Here is a 14696-nt window from a genome sequence, read left to right as displayed (position 1 = left end):
ATGACGCTGCTTTGCGCGCCGCATCGCGTCCTACAATTCTGTGCGGGACGATTGCGCCGCTGACTATCAGTGCTTCGAATGACGCAATAATTTGCAAGTCGGTTCACGCTGACGGATATGCTGAGTCCCTCTTGCGCGGCGGCATGCGCCGCGCGTCACGCTTTCGCCTATCCGATCCTGATCCGACATGGTCACACTCCATAGCTGCTTCTCCAGCCGCCACGCGATCCATTCTCGCGACAATCACGTCGAGTTCTGCCGCAGGACGCATGCGGCTTACGTCGAAGAACTTATTTCCAGCAGCGCCGATTCGCTTGAACTGGGCGTGCTTTTCAAGTATCAGATGATCAGTGACCGTCTCGCCCGCGCGGCAGACGGCGAGATTCTCATCTTTGCGACCGAGCACGCGCTCTTTGTCCGATTCGAGGATTTCGCGCGAATCATGGAAGGACGCGACAGTCTCGTGACTCAGGGTCACTTCGGCATCAATACGGAAATATTCGTTATCCGAAGCAATGATGAAACGCGGCGCATTGCTCGCGACATGGCCGCGAAATGCCGCGCGTACTTTGAATTCGGCAAGTTCGTGACGGAGAAGGAACTGCTCGAAGCGTTTCCGACCGTGCCGGACTGGGACTATCTCAACGGCGTGATTCCGCTTGCATCGATGTGGTCGGGTCAGCATCCGGATCTTCTTGGCATGCCGGTCGTTGCGGTGTCGCTCATTTATACGCCGCAACTTTATAGCAAGTATGGTCCGCGCTGGCGTGCCGTGTTCGCGCGACACCTCAACGAGTGCCATGCGGCGGGCGATCTCCGGCTCTTCGACATGCCGCCGCCCGGGCACGTGACCGATGAGCCATTGACGGTGTATCAGCCGGGGAGACCAATTGCTGTCGTCTCGTTATACACGCCGAATATCGCGAGTTATGCGCGTTATGGAGAGGCCAGCCTCCGCGCCTATTGCGAACGAAACGGCTATACGCTCTATCAGCATCGCGATGTTCCCGCTGATTTCCCGCGCGAGGCGTGCGGCAACTGGTCGAAGCCATTTCTGCTGGACAAGTATCTGCCACATCATGAGTGGGTTTTCTGGGTGGACGCCGACATTCTCGTGACCGACCCTACGGTCAGGCTCGAACGGTTCACCGAAGGCCGCGACCGCATCTTGACGGCCGATATCTGCGGCTGGCGTTTCAACTCTGGCGTGATGGGTTTTCGTCGCACGGAAGCGAATCAGAACGTCTTGCAAAGCGTGCTCTCACGCGTGCTTCGAATCGACGACGTTAAATACACATTCTCAAGCCACGGCGACCAGTTCATATTCCTCGAGGAAACGCTCTCTCACGGTCTATGCCCCGAGCCGGACTCGCCCGACCTTCTGAGCTTCCACGAACTGAATACGCCGTGGTACTTCGCCAATCCGCGCACCTTCATGTGCCACTTTCACGGATTGAGCACGGAATTGCGGACGCTGTTCATGTCGATGGGCGCGGTGCCCGAGGGCGGCTTCGAAGCAATCGAGGACCGCGGTCGATAACGACGGGACCGAGGCTTGCTGCGCTATTCGGAGAACGTTGTCTCAACCGAAGGAGGTCAGCATGACTCGAACGCCGGGCGAAAACCCCGTGCCCCGCACGACAGCCGATGACATGGACGAACCGCTCAGCGAAGCGACTCCCGCGAGCGATAGGCGTCAGGAGAACCTCGACGCCGAAGAGAAGCGCAAGCACGAAGCCAGCGAGAATGCGCTGCCGTCATCGCAGGACAAGAATCCGGTCCCGCCAGATTCGACGCAACGATAACGCAAGGAGTGAATGATGAGCGAATACATCGACTGCATCGAGAAACTGGATCGCTGCGCGGCGGCCTGTCACAACTGCGCATCCGCGTGCATTGCGGAAGGGCATCTTCCGGAGATGGAGAAGTGCATCCGGCTCGATCTCGACTGCGCTTCACTGTGCCGCTTCACCTCAGAAGCGCTCGCACGCGATACCCAGTTCATGCGCGATTTCTGCGACCTGTGCGCGCGAATTTGCGATGCTTGCGCCGACGAATGCAGCCGTCATCCCGCCGATCACTGTCAGGCGTGCAGCGACGCCTGCCGTCAGTGCGCGGAAGCTTGCCGCGCGATGTAGCGGCGGGACGCGGCCGAAGTTCCGTCAGACTGCTTGCGCGATGTCTTTCAGCGCGGCGTCGGATGAGCCCTCGAACGCATGGCTGCGGGCGCGCACGCGTCTCGTCGGCCGCATACTCTGGCGCTTGCGCACGAGCGTTCGAACCGCGCGGGCGAGAGCGAGATCGATCGCGCCTCGCCAGTCCCGTGCAATGGACGTCGCGACAACCTTGTGGTCGCGAGTCACTTGCAGTTCGACCTGGCATCGCTTGTCGATTCCGCCGCGCGGTCCATTGATGTCCGACAGGCTGACTGTGGCCCGCGAGATGAGCCACGCCAGACGGCGAAACACGAATTCGCTGCGTGCCTTGGCGAGGTCGTGCATCGAAATGGCTTCGGGATCGCGCGATTTGAACAAGAGTTTCATGTATGCCTCCGTGTTGAACGTGAGTCCAGCGTAGGGGCAGGTGCGAATCGGAAAAAGCAGACGCTCTCGAAACGGTACTTCGAAAAAACCGAAGTTACCCATCCACGCCTGCAAGCACGCGCTGCGTCAGCGGATGATGCCGCCCACGACGCGATACGATCGCGTGCACTTCTTCCTTGACTTCCGGCGATCGTCCAAGCCAGCGCAGGCCGCGCAGCAGCGGGACATCGCCGGCGCCGAACTCCGCGAGTGGAAAGACGCCGAGACCGCGCGCGCCGAACACCGCCATGAGCGCGCTGTCTTCGAATTCGCCGACGACGCGCGGCGCGATGCGCTGCGTTTCGAGCCATCGATCGAGCCGTGAGCGCAACGATGAATGTCCTGTTGGCAAGAGAATTGGCAGCGAGGCGAGGCTTTTCGGGAAGTGATCGATGGCGCTCTTGCGCACGATCGACGCGGGGCCATACCAGTCCACGGGCGACGCAACGAGTCTTTCGCTCGTCAACCGCATGTTCTGGTTATGCGGCGCGGGCTGGCTGGCGAGCACGAGATCGAGACGATGCAGCGCCAACTCACCGAGCAGTTCGTCCGTCTCGCCTTCGTGACACAAGAGACGCAACGATGCATCGCCGAGGACGGGCGCGAGCAGGGCTTGAGCGGCGAGTTTGGAAATACCATCGGAGAGGCCGACGGCGAAGCGCGCGAGCGTGCCGCTTGCCGCTTCGCGCACTTCGTCGTGGATAAGCTGGCCGATTTCGAAGATCTCTTCGGCACGTGCGAACGCGGCCTGGCCTGCGTCGGTCATCGTCACGCCGCGCCCGGCGGGTTTGAGCAGTTGATGACCGAGGGATTTTTCGAGTTCGCGGACTTGAGCGCTGATGGTCTGGACGGCCATGTCGAGGCGCTCTGCTGCGCGGGCGAAACCGCCTTCCTTTACGACAACCCAGTAATAGTGGAGATGGCGGTAGTTGAGCATTTTTTGCGCGCCTTGGCCGGTTTGGATTGGTTCGGAGAAACCGAAGTTTTGGGGCGATTATCGCTGATTTTTCGGGGGCGCTGGATGGTGATGGTGGTGGATTAGTGCACGGTAGGTTTCCTTCTACCGGGTTATCGACCAGACTATTCGGTATGGTTCGTCGTGCTTGATCGGTTCGCACAAAGGCGAGGAGCCAAAGCATATCGACGTGGCATTGCGTCCCATGATCTCGAGCGTGTCCGCTACCTTATGCGAAGGGTCTTCACTGTGAGGCTACTTCTCTCGACCATGCAGGTGTTAAAGCGCTCGATGAGCGTCGGCACTTGCACGCTCAGGTATTTGATGTGCTCACCGTCTCTATGTTCGCGAAGAAGGAACCGCAAAGTCATACAAACGCGTGCGGTGAATGTTGGCGCGCGTTACGTGCTTGCCATGTTGTCGCTTTGTTTTTCTTCCGTGCGGGGTGTTCAAGAACAACTGTATGGTCATGGCGAGCCGTAAACGACCAGTCCGAAGCGTCGAGCACGGAAAACTATCCACAATTTCTGTTCACAAGCCTGTGGACAAACCGGGGACCCAGGCGCTATCCAATTGAACCGACAGCGAAACTTCGAAGCGCACTCCAATGCGCGCCCGCACACCGACAGCCTCACGTTTCGCTGATACAGTCACGCGCCTGGGCCAGGTCCAACAGCATCGAAGGAGCAAGCATGAAAAGCAAATCGTCGGGCGTGACAGTGGTAGCGGTGCTGATCGGCGTCGCGGTGGCAGTCACGCTCTATATCGCGAGCTACGGCAGGTCGTCGGGACACGCGGACATATCGCCCGCTTCCAGCCAAGCTGTGGCGACACAGGATTTGTCCACGAGCGATGCCGCATTCAGCGCCGCGCCGATGCAGTCAGCATCTGGTCCGCACGAACAAACCGCGGGCCGCTAGTTTCAGACGGACATCGACGGGTATAGCCCTTGCTTGACCGCTTGCCAAAGTCAAGCCGGAGCACGTCACTATGGGCCACCCGTCTCAGCAAGTCTCACACGCCGCATTGCCCGTCGATGCGCGCGGCGTGATCGGTAACATGAAGACGGCTGCGCTCGTTTCGCTGCGCGGTGCGATTGACTTCATGTGCTATCCGCGCATCGATTCCCCAACCGTTTTTGCGTCCCTCCTCGATAACGAGCGCGGAGGCGCCTTCTCCATCGCGCCGCAAGACGCCGGGGCGAACGTCAAGCAGATGTATCTGCCCGAAACGAACGTGCTCCTTACACGCTTCATGACGGGCGACGGCGTATGCGAGTTGCTCGACCTGATGCCGGTACCGTCATCCGATGCACGCGTAGAGGACGTGCCGAACTGCGTGATGCGCATCGTAAGAATCGTGTATGGACGCATGACGGTCAACGTGCGATGCGATCCGCGCTTCGACTACGCGCGTGCGACACATACCGCCCATGCAGTGGAGAAGGGCGTCGAATTCAGACAGACCGGTGACGCTCCGCCGTTACAGTTGCGAGCGAGCGTGCCTTTGTCGATCGAAAACGGCGGTGCCCGCGCGACGCTCGAGATGAGCGAAGGCGACTCGGCGTGCTTCGCGCTCGGCGCCGTCGATGAAATGTCGAAGCTCGATTCGAAAGAGAAGTTCGACGGCATGCTGCAGGAGACGATCGATTTCTGGAAGGCATGGTCGTCGCAATCGACGTATCGCGGACGATATCGCGAGGTCGTTCTTCGATCGGCGCTTACGCTCAAGCTGCTCAGTTCGGATGAGTTTGGCGCAATCGTCGCTGCGCCGACCTTCGGCTTGCCCGAAGCGCAGGACGGTTCCCGACGCTGGGATTATCGCTTCACGTGGATACGCGACGCCGCATTCTCTGTCTATGCGCTGCTGCGGCTCGGCTACACGGGCGAAGCAGAGCGCTTCATGCGATGGATCGCCGAGCGAAATCGCGATTGCAGTTCGGACGGCTCGCTTAGCGTGATGTATGCGGTGGACGGCGAGCCGCCGATGGAGGAAACGGAGTTGTCGAGCCTCGCACCATCGTCGTCGCCGGGCAAGGTTTTTATCGGCAATGGTGCGCGTGACCAGACGCAACTCGATGTCTATGGCGCGCTGCTCGATTCGGTCTATCTGTACAACAAGTACGGCGCGGCGATTTCTTATCAGGGCTGGCGGCATGTGACCCGCACCGTCGATTATGTCGTCGCGCATTGGCGGGAGGCGGACCACGGCATCTGGGAGTTTCGCAACGGCACACGGCCGCTGCTGCATTCACGGCTGATGTGCTGGGTGACGGTGGATCGCGCGCTGCGGCTTGCGCAGAAGCGTTCGCTGCCCGCGCCGCTCGCGACGTGGTTTCAGACGCGTGACGACATCCATCGCGACATCCACGAGCAATTCTTCAACGAAGAACTGCAAGCGTTCGTGCAGACGCCGGGTTCATCGACGCTCGACGCATCCGCGTTGATGATGCCGCTCGTGCGCTTCATCGGGCCAAAAGATCCGCGCTGGACCAGCACGCTCGATGCAATCGGCCGCGACTTGCGCGTCGATCCGCTGGTTTTCCGATACACGCGCGGGGACGAGCTGGATGGCTTGCCGGGTATGGAGGGCGGCTTCAGTGCGTGTTCGTTCTGGTATGCGGAAGCGCTGGCGCGCGCGGGCCGTGTCGATGAAGGGCGGCTCGTGTTCGAGAAGATGCTGGCTTATGCGAATCACGTCGGGCTTTTTTCCGAGGAAGTCGCGACGAATGGCGAGGCGATGGGGAATTTCCCGCAGGCATTGACACATCTCGCGTTGATCAGTGCTGCGTATCAATTGGACAGGGATCTGGATCGGACGCACGTGGCTTGGACTTGAAGTGTTTCGGGCAAGTGGAAATAGCAGGCTTCGCTTCTTACGTCGTTGCCACCGTGCTCGATGAGAAAGCGTGACACGCCACGAAAGTGTTCTCCGGGTCAGCTATCGCGCGAGTGCAAGATTGAGTGAACTTCAGCGCGTGGAGTTTGTGCTGTCTTCGTAAACCGCCACTCGGCGCAATGAGAGAGCCACCGTCGTCCTTTGCTGCGTTCTGAATAGACATCGGAATCAGAGAGCCTTGAATGACGCTTCGATTCCGACGTCTTACGTATGCAAGAAATTCGCTCACGCATCCGATGGTCAAAAGGCGGCGAAACCGCGACCACATCACTACGAGGTAACCACGTTGACTGGCGTCGTGCCGAGTTAGCCGTTGCATGACGTGTGTGCCGTTGCGCGCGATTGCTGCCTTCTTGGCCGCCGAGGGCAACGCACACGCCTTTTAAAAATGGCAGACCCGGGATAAAGCCGATTAGAACTGACTGCGCACGCTGCCAAAGCTGGCTCCCGCCTGAATAGGTTCTCCCCTTTCCTCCGCGCCCGATCGTGAATAGCCGGCGATCCGTCATATCTTTTCCCGGATTGAGCAAACTGCCGAGCGTACAACATGCATTTTCTGGAAAAAGATCGGTATTGCCTTCAGCAATGGCCCTATTGAAGCCATTGCATTGCCGACATGTCCACAGCGTCGTATCTTCGTCTCCAGTTCAAGGAGACGCAAATGAAGATCGCATTTCTGGGCGCTGGCGCGCTGGGTTGCGCCATCGGCGCCGCGCTGACCGAAGGCGGCCATGAGACGTGGCTCGTCGACCGGTTCGCCGCGCACGTCGAGACCATGTCCCGCGACGGCCTGCAAGTCGACGACGAGCGCGGCACGCGCCGCGTCGAGGTGCGGGCGACGATGAACCCCGCCGAAGCCGGTCCTGTCGACCTGGTCATCGTGCTGGTCAAGTCCTTTCACACTGATCAGGCGATGCGCGGCGCACTCGATCTCGTCGGTCCTGAAACGGTCGTGCTGTCGTTGCAGAACGGCCTCGGACACGAAGACGTGCTGAGCGGCATCGTCGGACGCGAGCGCGTGCTCGCGGGCAAAACCTATGTCGGCGGGGTGCTGCGCGCGCCCGGTCATATTCAGTCCGGCGTCACGGGCAAGCTGACGATCATCGGCGAACTCGACGCCCGCATCACGAACCGTGCGCGTGCGATCGCGGACGCGTTCAACAGCGCAGGTCTGACGACTTCCGTCAGCGACAACATCATGGGCACGATGTGGGACAAGCTGCTGATCAACGTCGCGACCGGCGCGATCACGGCTATCACGCGCCTCACTTACGGCCAGCTCTACGACGAGCCGGTTCTGAAAGCGACGTCGCTCGCGGCGATTGAAGAAGCGATGGCCGCCGCCAAAGCCGCCGGCGTCACGCTGTCCATCACCCATGCTGAAGAAGCCTGGAACATGGCCGCCGAAGGGCTTTCACCCGCATTCAAGACGTCGATGCTGCAAAGCATAGAGAAGTCCTCGATTACCGAAATCGACTTCATCAACGGTGCTGTCGTGCGCTGGGGCGAACGCCTTGGCGTGCCGACGCCGGTGAATTCGACGCTCGTCGCCTGCATCAAGGGCATCGAGCGCGCGATGACGGATCGCCAGAAAGAAGAAGGAGCCGCAGCGTGAGCCCGCCGAAAGCCTATCTTGAGCACGTCGCCATCTGGGTGAAGGACATCCACTGGCATATCCGCTTCTTCGAAGACGTGCTCGGCATGACGATGCGCGAAGTCGACGGCACGCGCGAACAGCCGCGTCAGTATTGGACGCTCGGCGGTCTGCAGTTCATCAGCGCACCGCAGCACGAAGAGCCCGAGGGCCGGCTCGCGCATCTCGGCGTCATGTGCGAAGACCTGGAAGCCGCGCTTGCCGCCGCGCAAGCCTTTGGCGTGACCGAGATGCCACAGGGTCGCAACTGGCTGCGTCTGCCCGACGGACTCGCGGTTGAACTCATTCAGGCCAAGCCTGCCACATGCGTCGCGCAGGCGCTGGCGATCAACCCACGCGCGGAGGCGTGAGCATGAGCACCATCACCACCACTGAGAAATACTGGGACGATGCGCGCGAAGGGGACGAGTGCGTCAGCCCGACTTACACCGTTACCAAAGAACGCATTCTCGCTTACGCAGATCTCACAGGCGATCACACGCCTGTGCATGTCGATGAGGAATACGCGAACGCGAGCCACTTTGGTTGCATCGTCGCGCACGGGCTGTTCGGATTGTCCATTGCCGATGGCCTCAAGACGCAGAGCGACTATCGCTTCCTGCCCGGCATGTCGCTCGGCTGGACATGGGACTTCCTGCTGCCGATCAAGGTCAACGACGTGCTGCACGTGAAGTTTCGCGTCGGCACGATGCGCGCAAGCAAGAGCAAGCCCGAGTGGGGCATCGTCGTGTTGCCTTCCGAGTTGATCAATCAAAACGGCGAGGTCGTTCAACGCGGGGAGCATCGTCTGATGATCCCGCGTCGGCCGGGAGCGAACTGATGCAAGCCCGTCCTTTAGAAGGTATCCGCGTCGTCGATTACAGCCACTTTCTCGCCGGCCCCTATGTCGGACGATGCCTCGCCGCACTCGGTGCGGAAGTCATCAAGGTCGAGCGCCCCGGCAGCGGCGATGCAGGCCGTCAGCACGCCACGATCCTCGACGATCAGCAAAGCGCCTATTTCCTGCAGCTCAACATGGGCAAGCGCGGCGTGAGCGTCAACATGAAGGATCCGCGCGGCAAGGCGTTCATGCAGCGTCTGTGCGATTCGGCGGATGTGTTCATCGAAAACTATCGGCCGGGTGCGCTGGACAAGCTCGGGCTCGGATATGCCGCGTTGTCCGAGCGCAATCCGGGCCTCGTCTATTGCTCGATCTCGGCGTACGGACACACTGGACCCGATGCGCATCGCGCGGGCTTCGGTCTCATAGCCGAAGCGAAGAGCGGCATCATGCAGATGATCGGCAACCCGGGCGAACCGCCGCCTCTCATGCGCATTTCGCTCGGCGACATGTACACGGGCATTCATGCCGTTGCCGCCATCAACGCAGCGTTGCTCGGCCGTGTGAAAAGCGGCCGTGGCCAGCATATCGACATGGCCTTGTACGACACCCTCGTGTCGATGCACGAATACGCCGTGCAGTGCTACACGATGCAAGGCGTGGTACCCGAGCAGACGGGCCATGACATGCCGACTTCGACCTTGTACGGCGTATTCCGCGCAGCCGATGGCGATCTCGTCATCGCGGCGCAAGTGGACGATTCGTGGAAGCGCTTCGCTGCACTCGTCGAGCAACACGGCGGTCCGGCTGGCTTCGGCAACGACGAGCGCTTCTACAGCCTGAACGGACGCAATGCGAATCGCGAGGCCATTCTTGCGGTGGTCAAACCGTGGGTGGCGGGGCGGCCCGTCGCGGATGTGCTGGCTTTGCTCGACAGTGTCGATGTGCCTTGCGCCAAGGTGCAACGTATCGACGAGGTCGTGGCCGATCCGCAGATCGTCGCGCGCGGCATGGTGATCGAGCAGGAGCATCCGCGCTTCGGAAAACTGCGTTTGCCGAATCTGCCGTTCCGCTTCTCCGACTGTGATACGTCGATCCGCGAAGTCGGACCCGACCTCGGGCAGCACAACGAGGAAGTGGCGCAATCGCTGGGCTTCAGCGCAGCCGAAATCGACGCGATGCAGACCGACGGCGTGCTCTTTTCGAAGCCGGGTGCGTGATGAACGATCGATACGCGGTAATTGGCAATCCGATCGGGCATACGAAATCGCCGCTGATTCACGGTCTTTTCGCGGAGCAGACCCAGCAGGACATGACGTACGTTGCCATCGAAGGACCGCTGGAACCGGCCGATGCCTTCGACGATACGGTGAGAACTTTCATCGCAGAAGGTGGCAAGGGCATGAACGTCACCGCGCCCTTCAAGCTGCGAGCGTTCGCCATGGCCGACGAACGCAGCGAAAGAGCGTCGCTGGCGGGCGCCGTCAACGCGATGACGTTCGAGAATGGCCGTATTGTCGCGGAGAACTTCGACGGCGTCGGCCTCGTGCGTGATATCGAAAGCAACCTGCAGCAGCCGATGGCGGGCAAGCGCGTGCTCGTTCTCGGCGCGGGCGGTGCGGTGCGCGGCGCGCTGCTACCGTTCATCGCGGCTCGGCCAGCAGACATCGTTATCGCAAACCGGCACGTCGATAAGGCGAGGGCGCTCGTCGAACAGGTTGGGGCCGAAGGCTCGCTCACCGCGTGCGGTTATGCGGAACTCGAATCGATGGGACAGTTCGATCTTGTCGTTAACGCGACGTCCGCGAGCCTGACGGGGCACTTGCCGCCCGTTCCGCCGAGCGTTTTCAGCGCGAACGGCACAGCCTATGAACTCGCCTACGGCAAGGGCCTCACGCCGTTTCTGCGGCTCGCGCGTCACGCGGGCGTGCAAGGTATCGCCGATGGCGTCGGCATGCTGGTCGAGCAGGCGGCCGAAGCGTTCGCATGGTGGCGAGGCGTGCGTCCGCGCACGCGCGCCATCATCGACCAGCTCACCGTTCCGCTCGATTGACGCGACGAGGAAGCGCCGGATGCAAACCGAGACTTATCGCTATTGCCGCTACGAAGTCGAAGGGCCGTTGCTCACGCTGACGATCGACCGGCCCGAGGTGCTCAACGCGCTGCATCCTGATGCGCACCGTGAACTGGCCGATGCCTTCGACCGCTACGCCGCCGATCCGACATTGCGCGTCGCCATCGTGACCGGCGCGGGCGAGCGGGCGTTTTGTGTCGGCACGGATTTGAAAGCACTCGATGCCACCAGTGACCACACGAAACCATCGACGGGATTCGCGGGCATCACGCATCGCTTCGATTTGTGGAAGCCGTTGATCGCCGCCGTGAACGGCCTGTGCCTTGGAGGCGGCATGGAGATTCTCGCCGCATGCGATCTCGCGGTTGCAGCCGATCATTCGCAATTCGGCCTGCCCGAACCGCGCGTCGGTCTCGCCGCGCTGGGCGGCGGCCTCTTGCAGCGCTTGCCGAGGCAGATCGGCATGAAAGACGCCATGGCGCTCGTACTGACCGCTAAGCGTATTTCCGCCGAAGAAGCGAGGCGCATTGGATTGATCAACGAGATCGTGCCCGCTGGTGAACTGATGACCCGTGCGCGGGCGCTTGCCCAAGAGGTTCTGGCGTGCGCGCCCCTCGCAATTCAGGCATCGAAGCAAGTGATGTTGACGAGCCTCGCGCACGCGAATCTTGCATCGACGATGCACGAGGACTATCCGCTCGCGCAACGCATGCTCGCAAGCGACGACGCTCGCGAAGGCCCGAAGGCATTCGCGGAGAAGCGCCCGCCGAAGTGGACCGGGCACTAGGGACGCATTCCTTTATCGAACCGCTCGAAGAAGCGGCCATTAATACAGACAGGAGACGCAATGACGCCGCAAGAAAACACGATGAACGGCGATGCCGCCGTTCGCGCGCAGCATTCCGACGAGAAGCAAATGGCGAACCGGGCGGCGCTCAGCAGCATCGCCGGTTCCGCGCTCGAATGGCTGGATTTTGCCGCTTACGGGGCCATCGCGGCCACGGTTCTGCCTCAGCTATTCTTCTCCAAGACAGACACGACGACAGCCGCGCTCGCTGCGTTCGCGACCTTTTCCGTGGGTTTCATCGCGAGGCCGCTCGGCGGTCTGATATGCGGCTATCTGGGCGATCGTGTCGGCCGCCGCAACATGCTGGTCTTTACGTTTCTGCTGATGGGCATTTGCTCGTTTCTGATCGGCATTCTGCCCACTTATGCGTCGATCGGCGTGCTCGCGCCCATTGCGCTCGTCGTGTTGCGCTTCATGCAGGGCTTCGCGCTCGGCGGCGAAGTAACTGGCAGCCAGTTGCTCACGATGGAACACGCGCCCAGGAACCGGCGCGGCTTCTATAGCTCGTTCATCGCGATGGGCTCGCCGCTCGCACAAGTGCTGGCGAATGGGGTGCTATTCGGCGTTGCCGCGCTCGTGACCAATGAGCAGTTCCTTCGGTTCGGCTGGCGCGTGCCGTTTCTCTTCAGCTTCTTGCTGGTGGCGATCGGCCTGTTCATCCGTATGCGCATCTCCGAGACGCCCGCGTTCGAAGCGCAACTGAAGCAACGACGCTCGGGCCGCGTGCAACCGGCGTCGGGTTTCTCCAACCACACCGGAACGATTCTGCGCCTTATGATGGTATGGGCCGCTGTGTCGATCGCGTACTTCATCGCGACGGTGTTCATCCTGTCGTACGTGACGGGCAAGCTCGGCGTATCGAAGCAGACGGCGTTTGCGATTCTGATCGTCGCGCATCTCTGCTCCATGGTCGCGATGGGCTTCGGCGGGGCCTTGTGCGATCGCATCGGACGCCGCCGCGCTATGCTCATCGGATCGCGTTCGATGCTCGCTGCGTTCATCGTGTTCTTTCCGTTGATTCTGAGCGGGCACGTAGTGTTGATCGGCGTCGCTATCGTGTTTCTGCTTTGCGCGGCGCAGTTTCATGCGGGCGTGCAGCCTGCCTATTTTGCCGAGGCTTTTCCGACGGAATTCCGTTATCGCGGTTCAGCCGTGGCTTATAACCTTGCAGTCGTCATCGGGAGCAGCGCGCCGTTCGCCGCGACGTTGATTCAGGCGCATACGAATGGCGCGACCTGGCCGATCGTCGCGTTGGGTATCGTGTTCAACCTGATTTCGATGTGGGCGATTCACGCTGGCCCCGAAAGCCGTGGAGAGTGACATGGAGAAAACCCGTATCGCCGTGGCGGGTGCCGGCTACATCGGTCTCGAACATATTCGTGTCGTCCGCGAAAGCGCGACGTGCGTCTTGTCGGCGGTGGTCGATCCTTCCGATGCGGCGGCCGGCATTGCCGCGAAAGCACACGTGCCGCATTACCGCTCGCTCGATGAACTCTTCGAGAAAGACCGTCCTGACGGTGTGGTCCTTGCAACGCCGAACACACTTCACGTGGACCACGCTCGCTTGAGCATGCAGGCAGGCGTGCCGATGCTGCTGGAGAAGCCCATCGCGCCCACGGTGGAGCAGGCGGAAGCACTCGTCGCCGATGCGGATCGCTACGGCGCGAGCGTGCTGATCGGTCATCATCGTGCGCATAGTCCGATCATGGCGCGCGCGAAGGCGGTCATCGACGAAGGCAGGCTCGGCTCGCTCGTCGCGGTCATGGGCAGCGCAATGTTCTTCAAGCCCGACCAGTATTTCGCGGACGCGCCCTGGCGCAAGCGGCCGGGCGCAGGCCCGATTCTGCTCAACATGATTCACGAGATCCACAACTTGCGGATGCTGTGCGGCGATATCGTGGCGGTGCAGGCGTTTTCGTCCAACGCGACGCGCGGCTTTGCAGTCGAGGACACCGTCGCCATCAATCTGCGTTTCGCTAGCGGCGCACTCGGCACTTTCCTTCTGTCCGATACCGCCGCCAGCGCACGCAGCTGGGAACAAACCTCGCAAGAAAACAAGGCCTACACGTCTTATGCCGACGAAGACTGCTATGTGATTGGCGGCACGTTCGGATCGTTGTCCATTCCCACGATGCGCCTCAAGACCTACGGAAACGCCGAGGACAGATCGTGGTGGAAGCCGTTCGATGTCAGCGTGGCGGACGTGACGCGCGACGATCCGCTCAAGCATCAAATGGAACACTTCGGGCAAGTCGTGCGAGGGGAAGCGAAACCGATCGTCACCGCGCGCGACGGCTTGCAAAATCTTCGCATCACCGAAGCGATCGTCAAGGCTGCTAAAACCGGCGCAGTCGTCGAAACGGCTTACTCCTGAACATCATACGGATAACTGATGAAAACCTTTCTCATGCTGCACGGTGTCAATCACAACATGTTCGGCAAGCGCGATCCGGTTCAATACGGAACGGCTACGCTCGCCGACATCGATGCTCAACTTCAGGCACTGGCCAAAGAGCTTGGCGTCACGGTGGAGAGCTACCAGACAAACAGCGAAGGGGACATGTGCGCGCGAATCCATCAGGCGTTCGTCGATAAAGTCGATGGCGTGCTGATCAATGCCGGCGCATGGACGCACTACAGCTATGGTATTCGCGATGCGCTCGCCATATTGACGGTACCCATCGTCGAGATTCATATGTCGAACATCCACGCGCGTGAAGCGTTTCGCCATCATTCGGTGTTCGGCGAAATCGTGAAGGGACAGATTTGCGGCTTCGGTATCGACAGTTATTCGCTTGGACTGCGGGCGGCAGTGTCGGCTGCTTCCTGATAACTCATGCGTCGGCCGGTGACGGGATGCATTTAC

Annotated in this window: 16 protein-coding genes; 14 read left to right on the top strand and 2 right to left on the bottom strand. The window is 60.8% G+C overall.

The genetic code is table 11. The features are described from left to right. Positions 1-187: 187 nt before the first annotated feature. The 3 genes from BG57_RS13285 (at position 188) to BG57_RS13275 (ending at position 2138) form a co-directional block, all read left to right on the top strand. A complete protein-coding gene (locus BG57_RS13285; protein ID WP_035963748.1) occupies positions 188-1540 on the top strand; it encodes a glycosyltransferase family protein in 1353 nt (450 codons plus the stop codon). A 61-nt stretch (positions 1541-1601) separates the two neighbouring features. After that, a complete protein-coding gene (locus tag BG57_RS13280) occupies positions 1602-1805 on the top strand; it encodes a hypothetical protein (protein ID WP_035963746.1) in 204 nt (67 codons plus the stop codon). A 12-nt stretch (positions 1806-1817) separates the two neighbouring features. Continuing rightward, positions 1818-2138: a four-helix bundle copper-binding protein gene (locus BG57_RS13275; protein ID WP_152562583.1), complete on the top strand. Its 321-nt coding sequence runs from the start codon at positions 1818-1820 to the stop codon at positions 2136-2138. 24 nt (positions 2139-2162) lie between these two features. Here BG57_RS13275 and BG57_RS13270 read toward each other — a convergent pair whose 3' ends face one another. Next, entirely contained in the window at positions 2163-2543 is a 381-nt protein-coding gene (locus tag BG57_RS13270; RefSeq protein WP_035963985.1) for an HPF/RaiA family ribosome-associated protein, read from the bottom strand. 94 nt (positions 2544-2637) lie between these two features. Further along, a complete protein-coding gene (locus BG57_RS13265; protein ID WP_035963745.1) occupies positions 2638-3519 on the bottom strand; it encodes a LysR family transcriptional regulator in 882 nt (293 codons plus the stop codon). Between the two features lie 710 nt (positions 3520-4229). Here BG57_RS13265 and BG57_RS13260 point away from each other — a divergent pair. From BG57_RS13260 to aroQ, 11 genes are all read left to right on the top strand, one after another. After that, positions 4230-4457 carry a hypothetical protein gene (locus BG57_RS13260; RefSeq protein WP_035963743.1) on the top strand — a complete coding sequence of 76 codons (228 nt, stop codon included), beginning with the start codon at positions 4230-4232 and terminating at the stop codon, positions 4455-4457. Between the two features lie 70 nt (positions 4458-4527). Then, positions 4528-6375 (top strand): glycoside hydrolase family 15 protein, encoded by a 1848-nt coding sequence (locus BG57_RS13255; RefSeq protein WP_035963741.1) that lies wholly within the window; start codon positions 4528-4530, stop codon positions 6373-6375. Positions 6376-7096: 721 nt separating this feature from the next. After that, on the top strand, positions 7097-8050 hold the full coding sequence (locus tag BG57_RS13250) for a ketopantoate reductase family protein (protein WP_035963979.1): 954 nt from the start codon (positions 7097-7099) through the stop codon (positions 8048-8050). Next, positions 8047-8439: a VOC family protein gene (locus tag BG57_RS13245; protein ID WP_035963739.1), complete on the top strand. Its 393-nt coding sequence runs from the start codon at positions 8047-8049 to the stop codon at positions 8437-8439. Before BG57_RS13250 ends, BG57_RS13245 begins: the two co-directional genes overlap by 4 nt. Before the next feature lie 2 nt (positions 8440-8441). Beyond that, the gene (locus tag BG57_RS13240) at positions 8442-8909 is read left to right on the top strand and encodes a MaoC family dehydratase (protein WP_035963738.1); all 468 of its coding nucleotides are present in this window, start codon (positions 8442-8444) and stop codon (positions 8907-8909) included. Next, positions 8909-10129: a CaiB/BaiF CoA transferase family protein gene (locus tag BG57_RS13235; protein WP_035963735.1), complete on the top strand. Its 1221-nt coding sequence runs from the start codon at positions 8909-8911 to the stop codon at positions 10127-10129. Before BG57_RS13240 ends, BG57_RS13235 begins: the two co-directional genes overlap by 1 nt. Next, complete coding sequence (gene aroE / locus BG57_RS13230) at positions 10129-10962, top strand: shikimate dehydrogenase (RefSeq protein WP_035963733.1); 834 nt, start codon at positions 10129-10131, stop codon at positions 10960-10962. The genes BG57_RS13235 and aroE overlap by 1 nt, the downstream gene beginning before the upstream one ends. A gap of 19 nt (positions 10963-10981) precedes the next feature. Further along, the gene (locus BG57_RS13225; protein WP_035963731.1) at positions 10982-11770 is read left to right on the top strand and encodes an enoyl-CoA hydratase-related protein; all 789 of its coding nucleotides are present in this window, start codon (positions 10982-10984) and stop codon (positions 11768-11770) included. Positions 11771-11830: 60 nt separating this feature from the next. Next, a complete protein-coding gene (locus BG57_RS13220; RefSeq protein ID WP_152562582.1) occupies positions 11831-13150 on the top strand; it encodes an MFS transporter in 1320 nt (439 codons plus the stop codon). A 1-nt stretch (position 13151) separates the two neighbouring features. Continuing rightward, complete coding sequence (locus BG57_RS13215; protein WP_035963729.1) at positions 13152-14204, top strand: Gfo/Idh/MocA family protein; 1053 nt, start codon at positions 13152-13154, stop codon at positions 14202-14204. Positions 14205-14222: 18 nt separating this feature from the next. Next, positions 14223-14660 (top strand): type II 3-dehydroquinate dehydratase, encoded by a 438-nt coding sequence (gene aroQ / locus BG57_RS13210; RefSeq protein ID WP_035963727.1) that lies wholly within the window; start codon positions 14223-14225, stop codon positions 14658-14660. The last annotated feature ends 36 nt before the right edge of the window (positions 14661-14696 follow it).

It is taken from the genome of Caballeronia grimmiae, from assembly GCF_000698555.1.
Classification (GTDB): domain Bacteria; phylum Pseudomonadota; class Gammaproteobacteria; order Burkholderiales; family Burkholderiaceae; genus Caballeronia; species Caballeronia grimmiae.
Note: the sequence above shows the minus strand (reverse complement) of the source record. Positions and strands in the feature narration are given on the sequence as shown.

Coding starts and splice junctions, on each gene's coding strand:
- BG57_RS13285 (WP_035963748.1), top strand. CDS start 188: ATGGTCACACTCCATAGCTGCTTCTCCAGCCGCCACGCGATCCATTCT.
- BG57_RS13280 (WP_035963746.1), top strand. CDS start 1,602: ATGACTCGAACGCCGGGCGAAAACCCCGTGCCCCGCACGACAGCCGAT.
- BG57_RS13275 (WP_152562583.1), top strand. CDS start 1,818: ATGATGAGCGAATACATCGACTGCATCGAGAAACTGGATCGCTGCGCG.
- BG57_RS13270 (WP_035963985.1), bottom strand. CDS start 2,543: ATGAAACTCTTGTTCAAATCGCGCGATCCCGAAGCCATTTCGATGCAC.
- BG57_RS13265 (WP_035963745.1), bottom strand. CDS start 3,519: ATGCTCAACTACCGCCATCTCCACTATTACTGGGTTGTCGTAAAGGAA.
- BG57_RS13260 (WP_035963743.1), top strand. CDS start 4,230: ATGAAAAGCAAATCGTCGGGCGTGACAGTGGTAGCGGTGCTGATCGGC.
- BG57_RS13255 (WP_035963741.1), top strand. CDS start 4,528: ATGGGCCACCCGTCTCAGCAAGTCTCACACGCCGCATTGCCCGTCGAT.
- BG57_RS13250 (WP_035963979.1), top strand. CDS start 7,097: ATGAAGATCGCATTTCTGGGCGCTGGCGCGCTGGGTTGCGCCATCGGC.
- BG57_RS13240 (WP_035963738.1), top strand. CDS start 8,442: ATGAGCACCATCACCACCACTGAGAAATACTGGGACGATGCGCGCGAA.
- BG57_RS13235 (WP_035963735.1), top strand. CDS start 8,909: ATGCAAGCCCGTCCTTTAGAAGGTATCCGCGTCGTCGATTACAGCCAC.
- aroE (WP_035963733.1), top strand. CDS start 10,129: ATGAACGATCGATACGCGGTAATTGGCAATCCGATCGGGCATACGAAA.
- BG57_RS13225 (WP_035963731.1), top strand. CDS start 10,982: ATGCAAACCGAGACTTATCGCTATTGCCGCTACGAAGTCGAAGGGCCG.
- BG57_RS13220 (WP_152562582.1), top strand. CDS start 11,831: ATGACGCCGCAAGAAAACACGATGAACGGCGATGCCGCCGTTCGCGCG.
- BG57_RS13215 (WP_035963729.1), top strand. CDS start 13,152: ATGGAGAAAACCCGTATCGCCGTGGCGGGTGCCGGCTACATCGGTCTC.
- aroQ (WP_035963727.1), top strand. CDS start 14,223: ATGAAAACCTTTCTCATGCTGCACGGTGTCAATCACAACATGTTCGGC.